Raw genomic sequence first — 23947 nt, forward strand, 5'->3', positions numbered from 1 at the left:
CAAAAACCGGTTTCCTGCGGGGGAAACCGGTTGGTGAAGATTATTTCACAGCAGCATGAATCAGTGATTCAATATCTTTCTGCTGATTTTTATATTGAAGGTCAACGATTTTACTTCCTACAATGACGCCGTCACCGTAAGATGCCACTTCTTTTACCTGTTCAGGTGTCGAAATACCAAAGCCGGCAAGCACAGGCACTTTACTGTAAGCTTTCAGTTGTTTGAGAAAGCTTTCAAGTCTGTCACTGATATTCGCACGTTCTCCAGTAATCCCTGTGACTGACACTGCATATAAAAAGCCCTCAGAAGCCTCTGCCAGCATTTTAATTCTTGAATCAGGACTAGTCAGTGTGACAAGTTGGATCAAGGCTAGATCTGTCTGCTTGATAAAGTTGCTGATTAGTGGGTTTTGCTCGTAAGGCAGATCAGGAATAATCAAACCGGATACGCCTGATTTTTCAATATCGTTAAACACTCTGTCCAGGCCATATTTATATAAAGGATTAATATATGTCATCAGTACTATCGGAACAGTTACTTCGTCTTTTATCTTTTGCAGCTCGCTTAGTACAGCATGTAATGAAGCACCATTTTTTAATGCTCTCTTACCTGCTTCCTGAATGACTGGTCCGTCAGCTGCCGGATCTGAAAACGGAATTCCGAGCTCTATGACTGTTGCCCCGCTGTTTTGAAGGAAAAGCAGCTGATCCTTCAGTGCATCTACTGTTGGATCACCTGCCATAATATAAGGTACGAAAGCTTTTGAACCGCTTTGATTAACTGTCTCAATTGCTTGACTGATCTCATGTTTTCCCATTATTCTTCACCTTCCAGTGCTGCTTTTACAGTATTTACATCTTTATCTCCACGCCCTGACAGACAAATGACAATGATGTCATCAGCAGCGCCTTTCTTTGCTCTTTTAACAGCTTCTGAAACTGCATGGGCACTTTCTAAAGCAGGAATGATTCCTTCTGTTTTAGAGAGAAGCTGCAGGGCTTCGAGTGCTTCATTATCAGTAATTGAGATATATGATACCCGCTTAATCTCATGAAGATAACTATGCTCTGGTCCGACTCCCGGATAGTCGAGGCCGGCTGAAATAGAATGAGCTTCCTGTATCTGCCCATCCTCATTCTGGAGAAGATACATGAGCGAGCCATGCAGAATACCGACTTCACCGGCAGTCAGTGTAGCTGCATGCTTATCTGTATGAACACCGGATCCTGCTGCTTCAACACCTGTCAGCAAAACATCTGAATCGTCTATAAATGGATAAAACATTCCGATTGCATTACTTCCCCCGCCTATGCAGGCAATAATTTCATCAGGAAGACGCCCTTCCTTTTCAATGATTTGAGCTTTCGTTTCGTGACCAATCACACTTTGGAAGTCTCTCACCATTTCAGGGAATGGATGTGGTCCGAGTACAGAACCGATAATATAATGTGTGTCTTCCACATTTGCAACCCAGTATCTCATCGCTTCATTCACGGCATCTTTTAGTGTTCCACTGCCTTGTGATACAGATTCCACCTTTGCCCCAAGCAATTCCATACGGAACACATTTAACTCCTGCCTTCTGATATCCTCTTCCCCCATAAAAATAACGCATTCCAGGTTTAAAAGCGCACATACTGTTGCAGTTGCAACACCATGCTGACCAGCACCTGTCTCAGCAACTATTTTTCTTTTACCCATTCGCACTGCAAGCAGCGCCTGCCCGATTGTATTATTGATCTTATGAGCACCTGTATGATTGAGGTCTTCTCTTTTCAAATAGATTTTCGAACCGCCGACTTTTTTGGTCAGGTTTTCTGCAAAATAAAGGGGGGTTTCTCTCCCAACATAATCTTTTAGATAATGATTCAGTTCTTTTTTAAAGTCAGGATCCGCTTTAGCTTCTTTATAAGCTTTCTCAAGGTCAATGACTGATTGCATCAGTGTTTCAGGAACAAATCTGCCGCCAAACTGACCGAATTGACCGTTTATATCAGGCTGTGTATAAGTTGTCATATTAATAGCTCCTTTTAGCTTCTTTAATAAACGCATGTATTTTTGAATGGTCTTTCTTTCCGTCTGTTTCAACACCGCTTGATACATCCACACCAATAGGAGAGGTCTCGCGGATTGCTGCTGACACATTTTCAGGGGTCAGTCCTCCTGCCAGAAAGATCTCAGCAGAACCACCTTTAAGTACTGTCCAGTCAAAGGTATGACCACTTCCGCCGCGATATTTGCCGCCTGGTGCGTCTGTCAGAATATGCTTGACATCATAAGCTTTAAATTGGTTGATATCTGAATCACTGCGGATGCTGAATGCCTTGATAACGGGCTTTTGCATCGCTTGACAGAACTTAGGTGATTCTTCACCATGAAGCTGAATTAAATCCAGCTTTGCAACACGAACTGTTTCCTCAACTTCTTCTTTTGTGGGATTAACAAATACCCCAACCTTTAATACATGTTCAGGAACACCAGTACTGATACGCGCAGCATGTTCAGGTGTTACCCGCCGCTTACTGTCAGCAAATACAAAGCCCAGATAATCAGCTCCGCTATCAACTGCTGCAGTGACGTCCTGTTTATTCATTAATCCGCAAATTTTAACGAGCATGTGTATCACTCTTTAATGGAACCTGAAGCGACTGTAATAGTTCGCCCGGGGCATCTGTTCTCATTAATGCTTCTCCAACAAGAACAGCTGATGCTCCTGTCTCAGCTGCTGCAACGGCATCTTTTTCAGAGGTAATTCCGCTTTCGCTGACAAAGGACAACCCGTTTTGAATGATTGTCTGTCCAAGCGTGTCGCTAATACCTAAATCCACTTCAAATGTCTTCAGATTACGGTTATTCACACCGATTAATTCTGCATTTATATGAAGAGCGCGCTGTAATTCCTCTTCATTATGCACTTCTGTCAGAACAGTCAAATTCAGGCTTTTTGCATATTGATAAAGCTCGTTCATTAAGTCATCAGACAATGCTGCTGCGATCAGCAGAATCATGGACGCGCCTGCGTTCGCTGCTTTATCAATCTGTCTTTTATCGATCATAAAATCTTTACATAGTACCGGTATAGAAACAGCTTCAGAAACTTTTTTCAGGTCATCAAATGATCCCTGAAAAAAAGATTCATCTGTTAAAACAGAGATGGCAGAAGCACCATTTTCCTCATACAATTTTGCACGTGATACGGGATTTATATCCGGATTAATCAGTCCTTTTGAAGGGGAAGCTCTTTTAATTTCTGCGATAATACTCATTTTTTCGTGCTGTCCAATTCGAAACGGCAGTGGTTTAATTCCTTCAGTTGAGTAAACAGCAGTATCAGCTTTCAATTCTTCTTTTTTCTTTTCAATAATTTTATCCAGGATTGTCATTAGACCACCGCTTTCTTCTGACTGAATTCTATGAGTTTATTTAACTTGTTTAAAGCTGCTTTTGAATCAATACTTTTTTCTGCTTCTTTGATCCCATCTTTGATAGAAGATGTTTTACCTGCGGCAAATAATGCAATCCCTGCATTCAATACGACTGTCTGACGATAGACTGAATCTTCGCCGGATAAAACTGATAGCAGAATTTTTGCATTCTCTACGGAATCTCCGCCTTTAATATCTTCATTAGGAATAACAGATAACCCAAGGTCTTCCGGATGAAGCGTAAACTCTTTGATTTGATCATCTTCAAGAAGTGCAAGATAATTTGTCCCTGCTAATGAAGCCTCATCCATATGTCCTGCCCCGTTGAGTACGACACCTCTTTTACGTCCTGTTTTTTTCATTGCCAGTGCCATGGTATGAATCATGTCTCTTTGATAAATACCAATCATCTGTGATGATAACTGTACCGGGTTTGTAAGAGGGCCGATCAGGTTGAATATCGTAGGCACACCAAGTGCTTTTCTCGCTTTCATGACATTTTTAATGCCGCTATGCACATGTGGCGCAAATAAGAAAGTGATGTGATGCTCATCAAGTAATTCCTTCATTTCATCTTTATTAAAGTCCAGTCTGACACCAAGGTGTTCAAGTACGTCAGCGCTGCCGGTTTTACTGGAAATACTGCGGTTGCCGTGTTTTGCTACCGGAATTCCTGCACCGGAGATTACAAATGCTGCACAGGTGCTGATATTAAAACTCTGTGAACCGTCTCCTCCAGTACCGCAATTATCAATAATATTCTCAGCCGTCGTTTCATAAGTTCCTGCAATTTCTTTTACAGCTCTGACAAGACCGCTGATCTCATCGGAAGTTTCTCCTTTTTCTTTTAACGCAAGCAAAAATTGCTGAATATCTTCCTGGGGTGTCTCTGTATCAAACATACATCTCCCAGCCTCAATCATTTCCGTTTCGGTTAAATGAATTCTCTGCTCAGCTAACTCAATAAACTTTCTCATCTAGACTCTCTCCTTCGCTGTAATAAAATCAGTGCACTGCTTTAACAACTCTTTGCCTTCCTCAGTACCGATTGATTCCGGGTGAAATTGCAATCCGAGTACAGGGTGCTCGTTATGAATAACGCCCATCAATTCATGATCATCATTAGAGTAAGCAATTGGCTCCAGACAGTCAGGAAGACTGCTTTTTTCAATAACGAGTGAATGATATCTCATCACACTGATCTGCTTTTTATCACCGAAAATATCTGCTCTTGAATGATCGATCAGTGATTCCTTTGCATGCATAATATTTTTTGCCCTGATTACGTTCCCGCCATAGGCTGCGCCTATCGCCTGATGACCAAGGCAGATTCCGATAATCGGAATATCTCTTCCCAGCTTCTGAATGACCTCTATGCATTTCCCGGCATCATCCGGGTGACCGGGACCCGGGGAAATCACGATACAATCAGGATTCATGTCTCTCAGCTCTTCTATGGTAAATGCATCATTTCTTAAAACATTTACCTCATCATATTCATTCAAATACTGATAAAGGTTATAAGTGAACGAGTCGTAATTATCAATTAGTACAATCATCGTCCCACCTCCAGCAGCGATTTTGCTTTATTAATCGTTTCTTCATATTCATTTTCAGGAATCGAATCATAAACAATTCCTGCTCCAGCCTGAACGTGTGCGGTCTGATCTTTAATGACCATTGTTCTGATTGCGAGTGCGAAATCCATTGATCCATTAAAACCTGCATAACCGACTGCACCCGCATATACCCCTCTTTTAACAGGCTCGAATTGATTGATCAGCTGCATCGCACGAATCTTAGGTGCGCCGGATACGGTTCCTGCGGGCAGTGCTGCTACTAATGCATCTAATGGGTCAATTTCCGGCTTTAGCGTACCCTTTACTTCAGAGACAATATGCATCACATGCTGATATCTTTCGATTACCATGAATTTAGAAAGTGAAATGGACCCTGTCTCACATACTCTGCCAAGATCATTTCTGCCAAGGTCTACAAGCATTTTATGTTCGGCGCACTCTTTTTCATCACTCAGCAGTTCTTCTGCAAGGCTGGTATCTTCCTCTTCCGTACGTCCACGTTTACGCGTTCCTGCAATAGGATTAGTCGTGACTGTGCTGCCATCCACTTTAATCAGACTTTCCGGTGAGGCACCGAGGACAATGTAATCTTCAAAATCAATATAAAACATATATGGTGAAGGGTTATCTTTTCTCAGGTTTCTGTAAAAAGAAAAGGGTGATCCGTTAAAAGGTGCGCTTAACCTTTGTGACAGGACAACCTGAAAGATATCACCTGCACGGATATATTCCTTTGCTTCCTCGACATACTTTTCGTATCGTTTCCGATCCATATTAGACTCATACTGCAAAACTTCTGTCTGTTCAGGCTGAGGATTAATACTGCTGAAGTCAAAAACCTGGCTGATCACATCATCTATGTCGCTTTCAAGCGCTGAATGCGACATCTTACGCTCAGGATCAAACTTGAAAACGGTTATTTCATGTTTCTTATGGTCATAACTGATGATCGTACTGTAAAACATCAGGTGTGTATCAGGCATGGCCAGCTGGTCATCAGGTGTCTGCCCGATATTTTCATAAGAAGCTGCTTCATCATATCCGATATAACCAATTGCTCCGCCGGCCACCGGACTTTCATCAGACTGTATATCATACATTTTTAATAGTTCCTTCAGATGTGCGATCGGCTTTTGAGAAACCTCCTGCACACTGTTTTCAGTTGCTACAACTGTTTCACCGTTTATTCCTTTCAGTTCTGCGAATGGATCTGCAGCGATAAAAGAATAGCGCCCTGATTCCTCATGCTTTAAAGAGCTCTCAAGCAGACATTTTTTTCTGCCTTTTACACTCTGAAAAATTGAAATTGGGGTCAGTGAATCTCCCATTACTTTTTTTACTGCATAGCTCATCTCTTCTGTTCTCAACTTTCTCACCTCTTTTAGATATAAAAAAACTCCGCACAGAAATCATTCTGTACGGAGGACGGTATAATACCGCGGTGCCACCTCAGTTGGAGCAATGCTCCCTCTTCATGATGCTGTAACGGGCATTAACCGGATTCACTCCCAGGTCCATTCTGTCAGCGCTACAGTCCTGCTCTCACCACCCGCAGGCTCTCTTAACTGTGCTCACTGCATACTCTTCCTGTTCAACGTTTTTCCATATAAAAAAGCTTCCTGTCCTGTAAAAAAGGACGGGAAGCCCGTGGTACCACCTTCATTGATTTCATTAAGAAACCCACTCATTGCGCGATCAATTGTCTGCGCCGTCTGCTATCGGTGACGAACCGCCTGATCCTACTGAACTTTCAGACCGGTGCTCTGGAGTCCATTCACACTGATTCTTTACTGGTTTTCACCTGCCACCAGCTCTCTTGAAAAGAATGAAGTGTTACTATTCTCCTTCATTGCGTTACATTGTTATTGTTGATGATATTAAAGGGTATTCGAAAAAAAGTCAACAGTTTAACTGCAATTTTTTCAACACTCTGAACTTAACACCTTATCTGAGTTTAAGTCCCGGAGCAGCATTATTCAGGTAGTCTTTAGCAGCTGCAGACATCTGTTCATAAATTTTATCTTCACCGGTTTGAACACTTTCTTCAATCAAAGTCTCTCCATCTTCTTTCAACTGAAGCGTTAAACGATGTGTGAATGTTGCATTCCCGATCAGGTCAATATGATCAAATTCATCATTTTTTTTGTGAACAACACACTTCACCCTGCCGCCATCGTTAAATATATTTAATGGTTCACCGGCTCTCCACTTGCCTGCAATGACCTGTACAAGGCTCGATGATGACATTGCTGTTCCACAGGCATTTGTGAACCCGACCCCGCGCTCGTATGTTCTGACAAAAAACTCCCCATCAGAAAGTTCAACGACATAACTGACGTTTACACCGTCAGAGAACCATGGATTATTTTTGTTAAAAGATGATGCCAATTTTTCCTGACTGTCTGAATTGATCTGGTCTACTGTGGCATTTGTGATGATATGAGGATTAGGGACAGCCAGTGCTGTAAATGTAAGGTCTTTGTCCCAATCAGAAACAGGCTCAAGCACCAGTTTTGATTTTTCATTTAATGATAGCGGAAGATCATCAAGGTTAAATAGAATAGGTGAAATTTCAACGGAATAAGTAGGAATATTCCCATACAATTCATCGACCTGCTCAACCTGTAAGACTGCCTTCATTGTTTCCACTTTAAATGACTGAATCTGATCTCTTTCAGCGATATATCTTGCAGCACATCTTAACCCATTTCCACACATTGAAGCTTCAGAACCATCTGAGTTAAATACCCTCATTTTTGCTTGTGCTTTTTCACTATCAGAAATATATAATATGCCGTCTGTCTGTGTTTTTAGACATAGACTCAACGCCCATTGCTTTCTTAAATGATCATGAATATCGATTCCGGCGTCATTTTCATCGATTATGATAAAATGATTTTTAGAGCCGTGAGACTGAATAGCTGATACCATTTGTACATCTCCTTAAATAAACTTTGTATTAAATACAATGCCATAAATACTGTTTTCGTGCAATCAGACTGTCAGGGGGTAATTTATGAATCAGGAAGATGTGAAGTTCAGATTTGATGTGCTGGAGGTGTCTAAATCCGACAGAGGTTACATGATCACCGTTCTTGTTCAAGTCCGGTGGTTAAAAGAGGTGGTGTATGAAGGTCCGGTCGAGATCAGCATGAATGACATTGGCATCTTCCCTTCACCTGCACATATTGCAGCTGCTACGCCTTATAAAGGTGTACGTGGAAAACTCGGGGCTGAACTGAAAAGATATATAAAAATCCAGAAAAAGTTCATTCCGGAACTGGCTGAATAACGAATTGATTAAAAAAAGAGGACTGTCAATTGACGGTCCTCTTGAACGTTCAGTATATAGTTATAACCCCGGCATAAAGTGAAGCACAAAATATACGAGGAATAAAATTGATATAATTAAAAGTGGTATCGTTACCTCTTTCCAACGGCCCGTTACAAATTTCATCAACGGGTAAAGAACAAACCCGATTGCTATGCCATCTGCGATACTGTAAGTAAATGGGATCATTACAATCAGCATGATTGAAGGAATTGATTCTGTAAAATCCTCCATATTCATATGCCTCATTTGCTGAATCATTAATATCCCGATAATGATTAAGATTGGTGCGATCGCATGATCTGGTATATAACCCATATACGGAATAAATGCAGCTGAAACGATAAATAAAACACCGACTGTCAATGAAGTCAAACCAGTCCGTCCACCAGCAGCCATTGCGGCAGTTGATTCAACAGTGGAAACTGTCGGACTTGATCCAAGTAGTCCAGAGCTAAATGCTGATATTGCATTTGCTCTCAGTGCACCTGAATATTTCTCCGGCCTTTTGATAAATGCAGTGTGTCCATGAACCAGTCCGATATTCTCAAACACCAGAACCATTGTCATCGAAAACACACCGATCCAGAATGGGATCTGAAGCCAGGAATCAAATGACAGCTGAAACCAGACAGCAGAATCTGCGGTAATCGTTGAATTACCTGCAGTGTCAGGTGTGATCCCCATTACAAAAGCCAGTGCTGTTCCAAAAAGAATTGTCCATAAAAAATGACCCGGCACATTTTTAATAAATAGAACGAGCGCGAATAAGAGCGTCAGGATCGTTGCAAATGCCTGCGGCTCATTAAAATGCCCAATTGCCAGTATAGAATTTTCCCCCTGTATAACCAATGCCCCTTTTTCAAGTCCAATCAGTAAAAGGAAAAAACCGAGTCCTACTGTGATGGCATCTTTCAATGACTGAGGAATTGCTTCACTCAGTACGCCTGACAATTTTGTAAAAGCTACTACTACAAACAGTAAACCTGAAATTGTGACGATTGTTAATGCTTCCTGCCATGTAAACCCCATTGATTGCACCAATGTATAAGTAAACATCGCATTGATCCCCATTCCGGGAACAAGTATGATTGGTGCCTTTCCAATCACTGCCATCAGTATACATCCCAATGCACTCACTGCAATGGTTGCTATGACAGCTCCTTCAAATGGCATTCCGGATTCTGACAGGATCAGTGCATTGACTGCAACAATGTACACGATCGTGAAAAATCCAATGATGCCTGCGGTTACTTCTTTCTTAACTGAAGTACCATGTTGTTCTAACTCAAAAAATCCTCCTGATTTCATTATATAGCCTGCCTTTGCAAGCGCCCTCTCCCTACCCGCTCATACCGAAATCCGGCGAGCCACAAGAGTTAATTATACGATGAACATTACATTCTGTCATCCTTTCAGATTAAAAAATAAACCGGGATCAATTTCCCGGTCTCACATTTCAATTCCTGATGACAGCGCGATAATGGTCGCTGATCGACTAGGAGTCAGTGTCATAAGCTGCATGCACTTTAAAGGACAGCAATCACTATATGACCTTTAAAAATTGACAGCAATGTATAAGTTATGTTTGTTATACGTCCATTCTTTTAAAAAGGCTGGCCATTTCAATGGCTGCAGTTGCAGCTTCCCAGCCTTTATTGCCGGCTTTCGTACCTGCTCTTTCAATTGCCTGCTCAATTGTATCTGTTGTCAGCACGCCGAAAATGACGGGCATTCCTTCATCAAGGGCGATTTTAGCAACTCCTTTTGATACTTCGCTGCTCACATATTCAAAGTGAGGTGTTGCACCTCTGATCACTGTGCCAAGCGTAATGACTGCATCATATTTACCCGATTTTGCAAGGCGTTGTGCGACTACAGGAATTTCAAAAACACCCGGCACCCACGCTACTGATACATCCGCCTCTTCTACACCTTGTCTCTTTAGTGCGTCTTCTGCACCGCTGAGCAGTTTTCCTGTAATAAATTCATTGAATCGGCTGACTACAATTGCCACTTTTAATCCTGATCCTGATAAATGTCCTTCATATACTTTTTTCATGTTTTATTCCTCCTAAAGATTCAGCATGTGTCCAAGTTTAGATTTTTTTGTTTCTAAATATTTTGCATTTTGTTCTTTTGTAGGCATCTGGATAGCCACTCTGTCTGTCACTTCAAGACCGTAACCTCTGACACCTGCAATTTTTCTCGGATTATTTGTGAGGAGACGCATTTTGGTAACGCCGAGATCTTTTAAGATCTGTGCCCCGATTCCATAGTCTCTCAAGTCAGCTGCAAATCCGAGCTTATGATTTGCTTCTACAGTATCAAGTCCCTCTTCCTGAAGCTTATAGGCTTTCAGCTTATTAACAAGACCTATTCCGCGGCCTTCCTGTCTCATATAAAGTAATATCCCGTTGCCTTCCCGTTCAATTTGGGATAAAGCTGCATATAACTGAGGTCCACAGTCACAGCGGTTTGATCCGAAAACATCTCCTGTCAGACATTCGGAATGAACTCTGACCAGAACCGGTTCGCCCGCTTTAATGTCCCCTTTAACAAGTGCAACGTGTTCCTGCCCCGTTAAAATTTCAGTATAAGCGACTGCATTAAATTCACCAAATTCTGTCGGCATAAATGTCTCAACTTCTTTTTTTACCAGCTGTTCTTTTGTTCTTCTAAAAGCAATTAAGTCCTCAATTGTAATTAACTTCAGATCAAACTTTTTCGCGATTTCCTGTAACTCAGGGACCCTCGCCATCGTGCCATCTTCATTGATGATTTCACAGATCACTCCTGATGGTTTAGAACCACTTAACATTGCAAGGTCAACTGCAGCTTCAGTATGTCCTGCTCTCTTCAGAACTCCGCCTTTTTTTGCAACAAGCGGAAAGATATGACCGGGACGCTTAAAATCAGCTGCTTTCGCTTCATCATTGATTAATTCTCTGACTGTCAAAGCCCGTTCAGGCGCACTGATCCCCGTTGTTGTATCTTTATGGTCAACACTGACAGTAAATGCAGTCCCATGGGAATCAGTATTCGTATCTGTCATTGGTTTTAACTGCAGCTCATCTGCACGCTCTTCTGTAATTGGCACACAGACAAGACCGCGTCCTTCTGTAATCATAAAGTTAATCATTTCAGGGGTTGCTTTCTCTGAGAGCCCGATAAAGTCACCTTCATTTTCTCTATCTTCATCATCAACAACGATGACCGGCTTGCCAATTCTCAGGTCTTCTAACGCTTCTTCAATTTTGTTAAACATTGCTCATGCCTCCTGTTGGTCACATAAAACCGTTTTCTCTTAAGTATGATTCATCTATTCCTTTTTGCTCAGGCTGAATCAGGTTTTGTACATATTTTGCGATCATATCACACTCAATATTTACCTTACTTCCAGGTGACTTTGAAGCAATGATCGTGTCGTCAGCAGTTTGAGGGATCAGGGAAATCATAAATGCATTTTTTGTTACATCAAACACTGTCAATGATGTACCATCAACGGCTACTGACCCTTTCATCATAAAATATTTCATGAGATCTGACGGTACCTGAATATAGATATAGATTGCATTTTCTTCTTTTTTCATCGACTGTATCGTACCTGTACCGTCAACGTGGCCTGAAACAAAATGACCGCCAAATCGTCCCCCGGCTGCCATCGCTCTCTCAAGGTTTACTTTAGATCCTTTTTTCAGTTCATGCAGTGTCGTAGACTTCATTGTTTCAGGCATGACATCTACTGAAAACTGTTTCCCGGATCTCTCCGTGACAGTCAGACAGACACCATTAATTGCAATACTGTCACCGATCTTTGCATCTTCAATGACTTTTGTACAATCAATCGTCAGTATCATTGAATTTTTACCTTTTTGAAGGTTATGAACAGTTCCAACTTCTTCAATTAGTCCGGTAAACATTTATTCATCTCCCTTCGGTACCGCTGTGACCTTAATGTCAGGTCCTATCATTTCAACCTTTTCAATTGTCATTGCAAAAGCTTCATCCATATAGTCAATACCTTCTCCGCCGGTTACCCCTTTAGCAAGTTTTCCTGTGATCAGCTTTGGTGCTATATAAGTGATCATCCGGTTTACTGCTTTTTCTCTGATAAAGGAAGCATGAATTTCGCTGCCGCCTTCAACATAGACAGAATGAATATCAAGATTGTTCATTTCTTTCAGCACGTGTTCAATTTCTATGGTCTCTGCATTGAGCCTTAACACATTTACTTTATACAATGAAGAGAGCTGCTCCTCTTTTGCTTGATCAGCATGTTTCCCGCAGATGATCAGTACAGGTGCTTCACCATCATGTAAAAGGCGCGCATCACCCGGGATTGACAGCTGTGTATCAAGAATGACCCTGTGAGGTGATATACCACCTTCAGTCAACCTGACTGTCAGGGACGGGTTATCATGAATCACAGTGTTAACCCCGATCAGAATTGCATCATGTAGATGACGGTCAAGATGTACATCCTCTCTCGCATTCGGTCCAGTAACCCACATACTGTGGCCATTTTTAGTAGCTGTCTTACCATCGAGGGACATCGCTGTTTTTAATGTCACAAATGGCTTTTTATTTATCATTGAATGAAAGAAATATTCATTAAGACTGTCAGTCTCCGCGCTGCATATACCGGTAATGACTTCGATTCCGGCCTGCTGGAGCTTGCGAATTCCATTCCCTGACACTTTAGGATTCGGATCCACACTTCCAATCACTGCTTTTTTAATTTTTTTCTCAATGATTAAGTCGGCACAAGGTGGCGTTTTCCCATAATGTGAACATGGTTCAAGCGTGACATATATCGTTGCGCCTTCTGCATCAGCGCCGGCCATATGAAGTGCGTTTACTTCTGCATGCGCATCGCCTGCTTTGAGATGTGCACCCATTCCAATTACTCTGCCATCTTTAACGATTACACTGCCCACAGCAGGGTTGGGAGAAGTCTGGCCCCGAGCAGCTGCTGCAAGACTTATTGCAGTTTGCATCCATTTTTCATACATTATTATTCATCTCCTGTAGCCGGATCCTTTGTCTGTAAATATCAATACAATAAAAAACTCCCGTGATTAACGGGAGTTTTTTCATGACGAAATAAGCGTTTAATGCTATACATTTAAACGCAATTCCTTTCTCCCATCCAGACTTTAACTGTCGGCTTTGGAGTTTCACCAAATCCACCGGTAGCACCGGGTCACGGACTAAGAGCATCAGCTCATCACCGCCGGTAGGGAATTTCACCCTGCCCCGAAAGGTACGATATGCGATTGTCTTACTATTATGTCGGAAATGACTTCAGTTTGTAAAGGAAACAGTGTTCAATTGGCTCAAAGTTTCTGAAAATTCTTTTCTCCTGTAAAATCTTAAAGTAAAATTAGATTATAAATATATCAGCGAGGGGGCTGCTTTCATGAAAATATTATTAAAAGATGCAGTCGTATATCCAATTACTTCACAAATGATCCAATATGGAGATGTCTTAATCGAGAATGGCATCATTAAAGAAGTTAGTGAAACAATTAAGGGGCATGAAGATGCCAAAATAATTGATTGCTCAGGACAGCACTTAACGCCTGGTTTAATTGATGTTCATACTCACCTCGGGCTTTACGATGAGGGAACAGGCTGGGCAGGTAATGATGCAAATGAATCGATTGAACCGATGACACCGCACATCAGAGCAATAGATGGTGTATACCCCTTAGATGAAGGGTTTTTTAATGCCAGGTCTCATGGTGTAACGACTGTGAATATTCTTCCAGGGAGTGCAAATGTGATCGGCGGCATTACAGCAATTATTAAAACTAACGGTAAGACCGTCCAGTCGATGATTGTTAACCCTGAGTCAGGATTAAAAATGGCTTTAGGTGAAAATCCAAAAAGAATGCATTCAAACGGCTCTAATGATTCAATTACCAGAATGGGCATTATGGGGATGTTAAGAGAGCAGCTTTATCTGGCGAAGAATTTTGATGGGACGAATGATTTGAGACTCAGTGCCTTACAAAAAGCACTTGGCAGAGAAATACCTGTCAGAATTCACGCTCACCGTGCAGACGATATTGTGACAGCGATCAGACTTGCTGAAGAATTTAATCTGGATTTGCGGATAGAACACTGTACTGAAGGTCATTTAATTACTGAAGAAGTAAAAAGATCCGGCGCCAAAGTATGTGTGGGGCCAACATTTACCAGAAAGTCTAAAGTGGAATTGAGAAATAAATCCTGGAAGACATATCAGATTCTATCTGATGCCGGAGTGGAAGTATCTATCACTACTGATCACCCTTATACTCCAATTCAATATTTAAACGTCTGCGCAGCGATTGCTGTACGGGAAGGATTGTCGATTCAGGCTGCACTCGAAGCCATTACAATTAACCCTGCACGCAACCTTGGGATGGAAGAAAAGCTGGGCAGTATTGAGCCGGGTAAGGATGCTGATCTGGTCCTGTGGAGTGAGCATCCGCTTCATTTTATGGCGTCCCCTGTGTTTACGATGATTAAGGGTGAAATCGTCTATCAAAAGTAAAAAATATTTTTTAAATAAGGCAAAAAAACTATTCTCAAAGTGCTCATAATTTTGTATGATTTAATTGCAAAGATGTAGACGTAACTGAATAAGTTAACAATACAATGATGCCATAAGACTGTCATATATGAGTCTTTTATGGAGGGAAGGCAAATGGTGCGCCACCAGCGTCACGCTGGTTCTAGTGGGTTCGATTCCCACCCCGAAATTTTTTATGAACGCAATGAAAAATTTCGAGGGTGGTGTTCTTCAGGTCCTGTCAGGATACTGCCCTTTTGAGGAGGGCACCACCATGATAAAAAAGCGTGACGTACATGAAAGCCAGGCGCTATTTGACTTAATGACGCATCCAGAAGTATACCCATATGTCAGACAAAAAGCATCATCTTCAGAAGAATTGATGTTTATGATTAAACAAATGATTGAAGCCGAAGAACGTGGAGAAGTGATTTCACGTACAATTATTGATGAATGGGGAAACCCTGCAGGAACGATCAGTTTATTTGACGTGCAAAATAATAGCGGGTTTCTTGGTACATGGCTCGGCAAGCCCTATCATGGCCTTGGGTATAATCAATCAGCAAAAGAAGCTTTTTTTGACGAGCTTTTTTATGAACTTGGTATTGAAAATGTTTATCTGAGAATCCGTAAGACAAATCTGCGCTCACAAAAAGCTGCAGAAAAACTGCCTTATGTTGTATCAGCCAATGAAACAAATCAGTCTCTTTATGAAGAAATTAATAAAGACGAAAATGTTTTTAATCTATATGTGATTTCAAAAGACTTATATACGCTTGTCCATATGCGCCAGCATAATGAAACTGAAGATGCTCTAGAAGCATAAAAAAGCCGGATCGATGATGATCCGGCTTTTTTCTATACTCTATTTAAGGCAGTCATTAAATCTTCTTCATCATTTAAAATCTCAACTGCTCTGTTATTCAGATTTTCGTGCTCAAGTGCAGCAACAAGCACTTTTGCTACATCGCTTCGAGTAATCTCTCCATTGCGGTTTTCTAATACTTCGGCAGCTCTGATCTTACCGGTTCCACTATTGTCGGTTAATAGCCCCGGTCTTACAATCGTATAATTAAGTCCACTCTTTTCAAGGTGCCGGTCAGCTGCTTGTTTTGCAAGGTAATAATCTTCCATGTCTTCAGGAATATCCATTGAAGTCAGATCTCCAGCACCGATCGCACTCAGCATGACAAATTTACTGATGCCTTTTTGAACAGCCAGGTCAATGGCTTTAATTGCACCTTCTTCATCAACCGCTTTTGTCTTATCCGGCCCTGTATGGCCTCCGGAACCCGCTGCAAAAATGACTGCATCCACCTCATCAAAGGCCTGCTCAAAGTCACCTTCAAGGTCTCCTTTAACAGGAAGTCCTCCCAGCTTTTCAATTTCTTCAAACTGGTCTTCTTTCCTGACCATCCCTCTGGCATAATATTTATTTCTTTTTGCAAGTAGATCAACAGTCAGTCTGCCGGTTGTTCCATTTGCCCCTATTACTAATACATCCATAGAAAAAACCTCCATACATTAATAGTTGAATGGTATGCTTTTCCCCGTTCTTAAAAGGGTAAACAAAAAAACGGACTACTGTCCGCTTTTTTTTGAAAGCATGGTTATTTCTTCAGCCATCTGAGTAATTGTATAAGAAGGTGGTGCATCATCCATTTTTTCGATCATCGACCACTGCTGATCTCTCAGCTGTCTGACTGCTGTAAGAAGCGTTTCTTCAGTCAGGTTTTCTTCTTCAAGCTTTAATGCAAAGCCCTGCTGCACAAAAGAGTCGGCATTGAGTATCTGATCTCCCCTGCTTGCCTCTTTCGAAAGCGGGATCAGTATCATCGGCTTTTTCAATGCTAAAAACTCGAAAATAGAATTAGAACCGGCTCTTGAAATAACCAGATCTGCTGCTGCTATCAGGTCCGGAAGTTCATCAGAAACAAACTCATACTGTATGTAATCAGGGTTATGATGATCAACCTTATTTCCCTTCCCACATAAATGAATAATGGAATAATGCTGAGTCAATTCAGGAAGTGCACTTCGGACTGTAGCATTGATCCCTTTTGCCCCCAGGCTGCCACCCATTACGAGAATAACCGGTTTAGTCTGATCAATCCCTGAAAAAGCAATTCCTTTCTCTCTGGCTCCGGCAAATAATTCTTCTCTGATAATGGCACCTGCACAAGTAGACTTCTCTTTCGGAACATATTGCAGGGTATCCTGAAAGGTCGTATAAATCTTTGTGGCAAATGGCATTGCCAGCTTATTTGCAAGCCCGGGTGTGACATCGGATTCATGGATGGCAACAGGAACGCCTGCAAGTTTCGCCGCAAGCAAAACCGGTACAGAAACAAATCCACCTTTAGAAAAGATTACATCCGGTTTAATTTTTTTAATTTTTACAAACGCCTGAACTGTTCCAGCAAGCACTTTGAACGGATCAGTAAAATTTTTCATTGAAAAATATCGTCTCAATTTCCCGCTTGATATCCCGTAGTAAGGAACTTCAGGGAATTTCTTTGTAATAATATCTTTTTCAATCCCATCGTGTGACCCTATATAAGAAACCTGCCAGTTGTTTTTCATAAATTCAGGTATGAGAGCTGTATTAACTGATACATGACCAGCAGAGCCGCCTCCGGTGAATAAAATCTTCTTCATTTGTCTGTGACTCCAATCTAAAAATTCATTACGTTCCTATTATACCTGATTCATTCGAAACGGAAAGAGCCGATATCAGAAATGATTGAATCCGCCACATTCATCCCACTCATCACAACCATCGGTGAGCCTCCGCCCGGGTGGGTGGACCCACCGGTGTAGTATAAGTGTTTAACATATTTACTCTTATTTCCAGGTCTTAAAAACGCATCTTTCATTGAATTGGACGATAGACCGTAAATAGATCCTTTATAAGCTTTAAACATCGATTTCAGTGTATCAGGTGTAAACACTTTTTCCACTTCGAGCTGTTCACTGATTGGGATCCCTTTACTTTCAAGTATGCGGTAAATCTTTTTCTTATAACTCTCCACTGATTCTATAGAAGCAGCAGGCGCATTGACTAAAATGAATAAATTACTTCCTTTTGATACCGATTGATCGGTATAAGCGCTGTGGCTGATATAGATGGTAGGGTCTTCAGGAAACCTTTTGTAAGTAAAAATATCTTCAAATTCCTTTTGATAATCTTCAGGAAAGTATACCTGGTGATGATGAATATCTGGCTGGTATGTTTTTAAGCCTGCTAAAATAACAAAAGCTGATATCGAGGGTTCGTATTGATCAAGTTTACGATTAGAAAGTCCTTTTCTATCAGATTCTTTAATCAGATTTCTGGTTGAAGTCACGTAGTCCCCATTTATGACAAGACGATCAAACTCATATAGAGCACCTGAATCAGTTTTTACTGCATAGGCGGTTTGATCTTTTATACATATTTCTACAGCGGTTTCACCGTAAATGATTTCACCGCCAAGCTTTTTAAAGACTTCCTCATATGACTTAGCTATTTGTGTGTTTCCACCTTTCACTGTATACACACCTGATATCATTTCAAGATAAGCAATCATGGAAAAAGTGGCCGGTGTCTGATATGGAGAAGAGCCGATGTAAGTGGCATACCGGTTAAAAACTTTCTGCAGGTGAGGATTAGAAAAATATTTTTTATTGAAATGTGCCAGTTTTTCAAAAGGCCGGACGGAAAAGAACGCTTTAGACATCGCAGGAGCCAGAAAGTCTTTGTATGAAGTAATGGCTTTTGGAAAGAAAGCTTCTTCTGAAAGCTTATACAAGCGTTCAACTACCTTCAGATAATCCCAGTACCTGTATGCAGCATAAGGGTCAAGTTCTTTCAGCTGACTGATTACTTCATCAGCATGCACTGACTGGATAAAGGATGTACCATCATGAAATATATTCTTTGTATGTCTCTCAAGTCTCGTAAACGTGAGGTAATCATTCAAATGAAAACCTGTATCATTTAGTACGCGGTTAAAAACCCAAGGCATCGTGATCGTATTGGGACCAAAATCAAAACGGTAGTCTCCCAGTTCCACAGGCATCATTTTTCCACCCGGGTGTTGATTTTTTTCTATTATTGTTACCTGGAATCCTTTGGACTGCAGTCTGATGCCACAGGAGAGTCCACCAAGTCCTGCGCCAATTATACTGATTTTCTTCAATTGTATGTTCTCCCCTTCCACGTATAACCTTTTCCGGTTAAGCTTTTTCTCATTGAAGCCAGTAATAAAATCACTAATGCAACCGCCGATAGAGGCATATATAGGAAGTGAAATTTCGTTTGACCGGTTGAAAGGTCAATCACAAAAACCTGCAGGAAAACGATCATCAGCGGAACAATCCACATATAGTTTTCGACCAAGATACCTGTGATCGCAAGCGGTAATGGTAAAAAGTAAAAACACAAGTAAAATACCGAAACGGCTACAGCAGCAGGTACATTCCTGCCGAGTCCAGTAAAAATGTTCTTACTAAACCCTTCCCAAACTTCACTATTCGTCTCATACATATCACATGTTATATGACTTGATACATTGCTTAAAATACATGTATAGCCTTCACTTTTAAGGTGTCTTGTAATATGTATATCTTCAACCAGAGAACTTTTAACCGATTCATGTCCACTCGACTTGAAGTACGCTTCTTTTTCAAACAACATAAAAGCACCATGTGCAGCAGTAAATGCAGGCAGTGTTGTGTAATTAGCCATAAAGTTAGGCAGATGAAAGAACACGAAGAAATGCTGAAGAGGCACGAGCAGTTTTGCTAAAAAAGAATGAGCCGGAAACTTTGGAAACCCGGTTATCAGTGCCGCATTTTTCTTTTTTAATAAATATAAGGCCCGTGAAACAGCTCGTTGATCCAGCCTGAGATCAGCATCTACGAAACAAAGGAAATCACCATTTGCCTCTTTGCTTAACTGATGACATGCATGTACTTTACCAACCCAATTTTCAGGTAACGGTCTTCCATTCATCACTTTGATGCTATCCCCGTATGATGATAGAATCTCAGCGGTCCGATCCTCAGACTGGTCATTCAGTACAATGACTTCCCGGTTGAGATAATCAGAGCGCAAAACAGAATCGATGACCCCTTTGACATTTTTCTCCTCATTTCTCATAGGAATCAGAAATGATACTTTAGAAGATTCATTTTCAACAGCTTTTTTCAAACGTGGCATCGTAAAAATATTGATGATGGTAACGAATAAAAACAATAGCAGAATAAATATGTAAATAATCATTTTCAGCCTTCTTTCGATTTCCGGCTTTCATTATTTCCTCTTTAAAAATTCCAGCCATTCACTTGAGGTTTTAAATCCTTTTATAAATAATTCGTATGTATCTGTTTTCTCATGGACGATATCAGATTTTAATTGATCCAGATTCCTTTCAAGAAGCATACGCAGGCTGTTACTTTTCTGCTCCCGTGTTAATCCGTTGAGTGCATCTTTATCTGCAGACTCACCAATTGAAATGAATAGTTCCGGGCGCTGATCATGTCTGAAAGTATAGTAGCAGGAGACTGGAATAATTTCTGTCTCAGGTGTTTTTTCAAGCAGGTAAGCAGGTCCGTTCATAAATGATAATGGTCTTTTCTCGAGGTGTTCTTCCCTTCCCTGCGGAAAAATCCAGACGGACTGCTTTTCATTAAGACGGGCATCAGCAAACTGCAGGCTGCGAATAATCGATTTCGGGGAAGCTGGATCGACTGGAAAAGCTCCGATCTTTGAAAAGAATGAAAACTTTTCCATCCCTTCTTTACTCATCATCGCATAGGCATTCTCTTTCAAATGATATCGGTTCAAATAAAAAACAATCAGTCCATCCCACCAGCTCGAATGATTAATGATATATAGCTTTGAGCCCTCAGTATGAGACTGTCTATCTTTAAGATGTACCCTATAGAAGTGCTTTTTTAACTGCCACTTTAAATAAGCCCCCAGAACCTTTTCAGTTTTTCCGGATTTTTGATTCATTAGAGAACCTCCTGCTGAATAAAAGGTAGATAAAATATGTGATTGCAAGACCTGATGCTGTAACAGCTACTGCGAGATAAAGCTGGTAAGCGAGTGCTGTAATCACAAACATAATGATCATCATAAAATAAAGCCAGTTTGTACGTTTTGTCCATGATTCAGACGTTGGTGTATGCGTAAGAAAATAGACGACAATCTGAATAATGAAAGATACATAGAACCATGCAAGGAAGTTCTGTGTCGGTATATCATAATAAGGTCCTGTATCATCCCACACCCAATACTGCTTTGCCTGATAAGCTACAGGGTCGATAATCAGATCCATACACACTGCCAGAAGTGACGTGACAAAAGCAAAAAACAACCCTTTTTTAATACTTTTCGGCTGTTCCAACAGTCGGTGCATCAAACTGAGTGAAGTAAATATGACCATTACCCATGCGAACCCTATCGTTAAAGGCACTCCGAAAATCTGAATGCCAAAATCCTGTTCATAGTGGTAAGCGCCAAAAATAATGCCATACTTGACTCCTAATGATTCTGCCCACATTGTAAAAGCCATAATGATGACACTGATGACGATCCCTTTGATTAGACCTAACACTTTTGTTGAATAATAGATTGCCAGGATCCCTGCCAAGTATAAAAATACTGCATTTGCCCATTCGAGAAATGGCGGAAGCAGATCAAAAGCAACCAGTACCACACCGATTACATACCATACGATAAATATTTTCCAGACATTATTCATGACGTCACCATCCAAAACTATTTGTTATAAAACTGTGTTATAATTCTCTGAGGTTTAAATATGAGTACTTTTATAGAGAGAAAGAGAGCTGGGTCTCAATGGAACAAACGTTTACCATGAAACAAAAGTTAAAACAGTTTTCATTTATTCTAATACCAATTCTGGTCACTCAACTTGGACTTTTTGCAATGAATTTCTTTGATACAATTATGTCCGGTCAGTATTCGACTGCTGATCTTGCAGGAGTAGCAATCGGCTCGTCCCTCTGGATGCCTGTCTTTACAGGACTGTCGGGAATTCTGCTGGCTGTTACCCCGATTGTCGCACAGCTGGTTGGTGCGAAAGAAGAAAAATATGTAAGGAACACAGTGATACAGGGTGTCTACCTGGCCGTTATTATGGCAGTGATTATTCTGGTAATCGGTTTTATTGTTGTAGGACCAATCTTATCAATAATGAATATAGAACCAGAAGTCAGAAGGGTTGCCGGCCTTTATCTTGCAGCTTTATCTGTCGGTATTATCCCTCTGTTTATCTATAACGTGCTGAGATCTTTTATTGATGCACTCGGGTTTACCAGGGTCACGATGTATGTAACGCTTATGTCATTACCGATTAATGTTGTATTTAATTATATTCTTATATTCGGAAAGCTCGGACTTCCTGCTCTTGGCGGTGTTGGTGCCGGTGTCGCTTCAGCCACCACTTACTGGCTGATCTGTCTGATTTCAGTACTGATTGTTCATCGGAACCGACCATTCAGTTTATATCATGTGTTCAGACAAAAGGCTGCATTTGATTTTTCAAAATGGAAGGAAATATTGTTAATCGGGATTCCAATCGGTTTTTCAATATTTTTTGAAACGAGTATATTTTCAGCAGTAACTTTATTTATGAGTGTATACTCAACTGAAGTCATCGCTGCACATCAGGCTGCTATCAATTTTTCTTCATTTCTTTATATGATCCCTCTCAGCATCTCTATGGCACTGACAATTGTTGTAGGCTTTGAAGCTGGTGCAGGAAGAATGCGTGATGCGAAATTATACAGTTATATGGGTGTGACAATAGCTGTATTAATTGCGGCTACGGGTGGTGTGTTAACGTACTTCTTCCGCGATGCGGTGGCAGGTATATATGTAACAGATCGTGAAGTGATTAACCTGACTGCCCAATTCTTAATTTTTGCCGTTCTGTTTCAGCTGTCTGATGCAATACAGGCACCTGTACAGGGAGTTTTAAGAGGCTATAAAGATGTTAATATCACTTTAATCATGACAATGATTTCTTATTGGGTGATCGGTCTGCCTGTCGGTTATTTACTGGCAAACTATACCAACTGGTCCTATTTCGGCTATTGGATCGGTTTGATTGCAGGTCTGACGGCAGGTGCCATCACACTGACAATCAGAATGATCCTGATTCAACGAAAAAAAATGAAGGCAGCTCCCGGGGCATAACCGGGAGCTTTTTTATTTCCGATACACTTTTCCTAACACATCTTTACCGCCGGTGACCGGAATGATAGCTCCGGTAATAAAACTTGAGTCATCTTGAATTAAGAATTTCAAGATGCGTGCGATATCCTCACCTGTGCCTGGTCTGCCCACGGGGTTATCATGATCATCCGACCCTTTGCTATCTGCAATATCACGTTCTTTCCAATCCCCTTCGATATCACCTGGACAGATCATGTTCGCAGTAATGCCGTTTTCTGCTTCCTCAAGAGCGATTGTTTTTGTAAGAGAAGCAAGCCCGCTCTTAGCTGATGCAAATGCTGATCTGTAGATCCATCCTGACACATTGTCCACTCTGTCATAACCAAAAGTAATGAGCCTGCCCCACTTTTTCTTTCTCATCATCGGAACAATATGCTTGGATAAATAAAATACAGCGTTTAGATTTCCATTAATCATATTGTCCCATTCCTCATATGAATAGTCTGACATTTTTTTGCGTTCAGCAATATAGGGTCCCGCATTATGAATTAAAATATCGATTGACTGAATATGCTGCGCACTTAATTGATTCAGTAAGGACATACTGCCTTCTTTAGAAGCAATATCTGCTTTAATAGCCACACACTGCTTTGAACTGGCTCTGCTGAGTTCAGATACTAATTCTTCTGCCTGCTGATCATCCGACCTGTAATTGATTATCACTCTATAACCTGACGATGCGAGCAGTTTTGCAGTGTAACTGCCGATACCTTTTGACCCACCGGTTATTAATACTGTTTTCTCCATTGACGTCAACTCCACACAAGATTCTTATCATCATTGTATGAATAAAAGATT

At 41.0% G+C, this 23947-nt stretch carries 24 protein-coding genes, 1 riboswitch and 2 other annotated features; of the genes, 4 read left to right on the forward strand and 20 right to left on the reverse strand.

Annotated elements, in window-relative coordinates; all coding sequences use genetic code 11:
• Nucleotides 1-40 precede the first annotated feature (40 nt).
• The 8 genes from trpA to dapF form a co-directional block, all read right to left on the reverse strand.
• Nucleotides 41-817, reverse strand: a complete 777-nt coding sequence (trpA, locus tag KP77_RS10095) for a tryptophan synthase subunit alpha (protein ID WP_041122607.1) — start codon at nt 815-817, stop codon at nt 41-43.
• Nucleotides 817-2016 (reverse strand): tryptophan synthase subunit beta, encoded by a 1200-nt coding sequence (gene trpB / locus KP77_RS10100; protein WP_041122608.1) that lies wholly within the window; start codon nt 2014-2016, stop codon nt 817-819. The genes trpA and trpB overlap by 1 nt, the downstream gene beginning before the upstream one ends.
• Before the next feature lies 1 nt (nt 2017).
• On the reverse strand, nt 2018-2617 hold the full coding sequence (locus KP77_RS18390) for a phosphoribosylanthranilate isomerase (RefSeq protein WP_041122609.1): 600 nt from the start codon (nt 2615-2617) through the stop codon (nt 2018-2020).
• The gene (gene trpC, locus KP77_RS18395) at nt 2607-3383 is read right to left on the reverse strand and encodes an indole-3-glycerol phosphate synthase TrpC (RefSeq protein WP_041122610.1); all 777 of its coding nucleotides are present in this window, start codon (nt 3381-3383) and stop codon (nt 2607-2609) included. The genes KP77_RS18390 and trpC overlap by 11 nt, the downstream gene beginning before the upstream one ends.
• A complete protein-coding gene (gene trpD / locus KP77_RS10115; RefSeq protein ID WP_041122611.1) occupies nt 3383-4402 on the reverse strand; it encodes an anthranilate phosphoribosyltransferase in 1020 nt (339 codons plus the stop codon). The genes trpC and trpD overlap by 1 nt, the downstream gene beginning before the upstream one ends.
• Nucleotides 4403-4984, reverse strand: a complete 582-nt coding sequence (locus KP77_RS10120) for an anthranilate synthase component II (RefSeq protein WP_041122612.1) — start codon at nt 4982-4984, stop codon at nt 4403-4405.
• Complete coding sequence (trpE, locus tag KP77_RS10125) at nt 4981-6372, reverse strand: anthranilate synthase component I (RefSeq protein ID WP_041122613.1); 1392 nt, start codon at nt 6370-6372, stop codon at nt 4981-4983. Before trpE ends, KP77_RS10120 begins: the two co-directional genes overlap by 4 nt.
• Nucleotides 6373-6423: 51 nt before the next feature.
• Nucleotides 6424-6609 (reverse strand) — a binding site (T-box leader).
• Nucleotides 6610-6634: 25 nt separating this feature from the next.
• Nucleotides 6635-6864, reverse strand: a binding site (T-box leader).
• An 85-nt stretch (nt 6865-6949) separates the two neighbouring features.
• Nucleotides 6950-7936, reverse strand: coding sequence for a diaminopimelate epimerase (dapF, locus tag KP77_RS10130; protein ID WP_041122614.1), 987 nt, complete (start codon nt 7934-7936; stop codon nt 6950-6952).
• A gap of 85 nt (nt 7937-8021) precedes the next feature.
• Between dapF and KP77_RS10135 the strand changes: the two genes are divergently transcribed.
• Entirely contained in the window at nt 8022-8297 is a 276-nt protein-coding gene (locus KP77_RS10135) for a hypothetical protein (RefSeq protein WP_041122615.1), read from the forward strand.
• A 60-nt stretch (nt 8298-8357) separates the two neighbouring features.
• Here the strand turns inward: KP77_RS10135 and KP77_RS10140 are convergent, their stop codons facing one another.
• The 5 genes from KP77_RS10140 to ribD all read right to left on the reverse strand — a co-directional run bounded on the left by KP77_RS10140 (nt 8358) and on the right by ribD (nt 13354).
• Nucleotides 8358-9647 (reverse strand): NCS2 family permease, encoded by a 1290-nt coding sequence (locus KP77_RS10140; protein WP_041122616.1) that lies wholly within the window; start codon nt 9645-9647, stop codon nt 8358-8360.
• A 280-nt stretch (nt 9648-9927) separates the two neighbouring features.
• Entirely contained in the window at nt 9928-10398 is a 471-nt protein-coding gene (ribH, locus tag KP77_RS10145) for a 6,7-dimethyl-8-ribityllumazine synthase (RefSeq protein WP_041122617.1), read from the reverse strand.
• 12 nt (nt 10399-10410) lie between these two features.
• Entirely contained in the window at nt 10411-11604 is a 1194-nt protein-coding gene (locus tag KP77_RS10150) for a bifunctional 3,4-dihydroxy-2-butanone-4-phosphate synthase/GTP cyclohydrolase II (RefSeq protein WP_041122618.1), read from the reverse strand.
• A 19-nt stretch (nt 11605-11623) separates the two neighbouring features.
• Entirely contained in the window at nt 11624-12259 is a 636-nt protein-coding gene (gene ribE, locus KP77_RS10155; protein ID WP_041122619.1) for a riboflavin synthase, read from the reverse strand.
• Nucleotides 12260-13354, reverse strand: a complete 1095-nt coding sequence (ribD, locus tag KP77_RS10160) for a bifunctional diaminohydroxyphosphoribosylaminopyrimidine deaminase/5-amino-6-(5-phosphoribosylamino)uracil reductase RibD (protein WP_152614715.1) — start codon at nt 13352-13354, stop codon at nt 12260-12262.
• Nucleotides 13355-13472: 118 nt separating this feature from the next.
• Nucleotides 13473-13607: riboswitch (FMN riboswitch) on the reverse strand.
• A 151-nt stretch (nt 13608-13758) separates the two neighbouring features.
• On the opposite strand from ribD, the gene KP77_RS10170 reads away from it, so the two are divergent.
• The gene (locus KP77_RS10170) at nt 13759-14880 is read left to right on the forward strand and encodes an amidohydrolase (RefSeq protein ID WP_041122622.1); all 1122 of its coding nucleotides are present in this window, start codon (nt 13759-13761) and stop codon (nt 14878-14880) included.
• A gap of 292 nt (nt 14881-15172) precedes the next feature.
• Nucleotides 15173-15724, forward strand: a complete 552-nt coding sequence (locus KP77_RS10175; RefSeq protein WP_041122623.1) for a GNAT family N-acetyltransferase — start codon at nt 15173-15175, stop codon at nt 15722-15724.
• A 32-nt stretch (nt 15725-15756) separates the two neighbouring features.
• Here KP77_RS10175 and KP77_RS10180 read toward each other — a convergent pair whose 3' ends face one another.
• The 6 genes from KP77_RS10180 to KP77_RS10205 form a co-directional block, all read right to left on the reverse strand.
• Nucleotides 15757-16404, reverse strand: coding sequence for an SDR family oxidoreductase (locus tag KP77_RS10180; protein WP_041122624.1), 648 nt, complete (start codon nt 16402-16404; stop codon nt 15757-15759).
• Between the two features lie 75 nt (nt 16405-16479).
• Entirely contained in the window at nt 16480-17556 is a 1077-nt protein-coding gene (locus tag KP77_RS10185; protein WP_041122625.1) for an undecaprenyldiphospho-muramoylpentapeptide beta-N-acetylglucosaminyltransferase, read from the reverse strand.
• A 50-nt stretch (nt 17557-17606) separates the two neighbouring features.
• A complete protein-coding gene (locus tag KP77_RS10190) occupies nt 17607-19079 on the reverse strand; it encodes a phytoene desaturase family protein (RefSeq protein WP_041122626.1) in 1473 nt (490 codons plus the stop codon).
• On the reverse strand, nt 19076-20164 hold the full coding sequence (locus KP77_RS10195; RefSeq protein ID WP_041122627.1) for a glycosyltransferase: 1089 nt from the start codon (nt 20162-20164) through the stop codon (nt 19076-19078). The genes KP77_RS10190 and KP77_RS10195 overlap by 4 nt, the downstream gene beginning before the upstream one ends.
• Before the next feature lie 30 nt (nt 20165-20194).
• Nucleotides 20195-20899, reverse strand: coding sequence for a lysophospholipid acyltransferase family protein (locus tag KP77_RS10200; protein WP_041122628.1), 705 nt, complete (start codon nt 20897-20899; stop codon nt 20195-20197).
• Nucleotides 20874-21650, reverse strand: a complete 777-nt coding sequence (locus tag KP77_RS10205) for a carotenoid biosynthesis protein (RefSeq protein WP_041122629.1) — start codon at nt 21648-21650, stop codon at nt 20874-20876. The genes KP77_RS10200 and KP77_RS10205 overlap by 26 nt, the downstream gene beginning before the upstream one ends.
• Nucleotides 21651-21748: 98 nt before the next feature.
• On the opposite strand from KP77_RS10205, the gene KP77_RS10210 reads away from it, so the two are divergent.
• Nucleotides 21749-23110 carry an MATE family efflux transporter gene (locus tag KP77_RS10210; RefSeq protein WP_041122630.1) on the forward strand — a complete coding sequence of 454 codons (1362 nt, stop codon included), beginning with the start codon at nt 21749-21751 and terminating at the stop codon, nt 23108-23110.
• Nucleotides 23111-23122: 12 nt separating this feature from the next.
• On the opposite strand, the gene KP77_RS10215 is transcribed toward KP77_RS10210, so the two are convergent.
• Complete coding sequence (locus tag KP77_RS10215) at nt 23123-23896, reverse strand: SDR family oxidoreductase (RefSeq protein ID WP_041122631.1); 774 nt, start codon at nt 23894-23896, stop codon at nt 23123-23125.
• Between the last annotated feature and the right edge of the window lie 51 nt (nt 23897-23947).

Source organism: Jeotgalibacillus alimentarius, assembly GCF_000829445.1.
In the GTDB taxonomy this organism is placed as follows: domain Bacteria; phylum Bacillota; class Bacilli; order Bacillales; family Jeotgalibacillaceae; genus Jeotgalibacillus; species Jeotgalibacillus alimentarius.

Bases quoted from the DNA above. Each gene is read 5' to 3' on its own strand.
- ribH (WP_041122617.1), bottom strand. From the start codon at position 10,398: ATGAAAAAAGTATATGAAGGACATTTATCAGGATCAGGATTAAAAGTG.
- KP77_RS10185 (WP_041122625.1), bottom strand. From the start codon at position 17,556: ATGAAGAAGATTTTATTCACCGGAGGCGGCTCTGCTGGTCATGTATCA.
- trpC (WP_041122610.1), bottom strand. From the start codon at position 3,383: ATGACAATCCTGGATAAAATTATTGAAAAGAAAAAAGAAGAATTGAAA.
- KP77_RS10135 (WP_041122615.1), top strand. From the start codon at position 8,022: ATGAATCAGGAAGATGTGAAGTTCAGATTTGATGTGCTGGAGGTGTCT.
- KP77_RS10150 (WP_041122618.1), bottom strand. From the start codon at position 11,604: ATGTTTAACAAAATTGAAGAAGCGTTAGAAGACCTGAGAATTGGCAAG.
- KP77_RS10120 (WP_041122612.1), bottom strand. From the start codon at position 4,984: ATGATTGTACTAATTGATAATTACGACTCGTTCACTTATAACCTTTAT.
- KP77_RS10215 (WP_041122631.1), bottom strand. From the start codon at position 23,896: ATGGAGAAAACAGTATTAATAACCGGTGGGTCAAAAGGTATCGGCAGT.
- KP77_RS10195 (WP_041122627.1), bottom strand. From the start codon at position 20,164: ATGATTATTTACATATTTATTCTGCTATTGTTTTTATTCGTTACCATC.
- KP77_RS10205 (WP_041122629.1), bottom strand. From the start codon at position 21,650: ATGAATAATGTCTGGAAAATATTTATCGTATGGTATGTAATCGGTGTG.
- KP77_RS10175 (WP_041122623.1), top strand. From the start codon at position 15,173: ATGATAAAAAAGCGTGACGTACATGAAAGCCAGGCGCTATTTGACTTA.
- ribE (WP_041122619.1), bottom strand. From the start codon at position 12,259: ATGTTTACCGGACTAATTGAAGAAGTTGGAACTGTTCATAACCTTCAA.
- trpD (WP_041122611.1), bottom strand. From the start codon at position 4,402: ATGAGAAAGTTTATTGAGTTAGCTGAGCAGAGAATTCATTTAACCGAA.
- KP77_RS10170 (WP_041122622.1), top strand. From the start codon at position 13,759: ATGAAAATATTATTAAAAGATGCAGTCGTATATCCAATTACTTCACAA.
- KP77_RS10200 (WP_041122628.1), bottom strand. From the start codon at position 20,899: ATGAATCAAAAATCCGGAAAAACTGAAAAGGTTCTGGGGGCTTATTTA.
- KP77_RS10210 (WP_041122630.1), top strand. From the start codon at position 21,749: ATGGAACAAACGTTTACCATGAAACAAAAGTTAAAACAGTTTTCATTT.
- KP77_RS18390 (WP_041122609.1), bottom strand. From the start codon at position 2,617: ATGCTCGTTAAAATTTGCGGATTAATGAATAAACAGGACGTCACTGCA.
- trpB (WP_041122608.1), bottom strand. From the start codon at position 2,016: ATGACAACTTATACACAGCCTGATATAAACGGTCAATTCGGTCAGTTT.
- KP77_RS10180 (WP_041122624.1), bottom strand. From the start codon at position 16,404: ATGGATGTATTAGTAATAGGGGCAAATGGAACAACCGGCAGACTGACT.
- trpA (WP_041122607.1), bottom strand. From the start codon at position 817: ATGGGAAAACATGAGATCAGTCAAGCAATTGAGACAGTTAATCAAAGC.
- KP77_RS10140 (WP_041122616.1), bottom strand. From the start codon at position 9,647: ATGAAATCAGGAGGATTTTTTGAGTTAGAACAACATGGTACTTCAGTT.
- dapF (WP_041122614.1), bottom strand. From the start codon at position 7,936: ATGGTATCAGCTATTCAGTCTCACGGCTCTAAAAATCATTTTATCATA.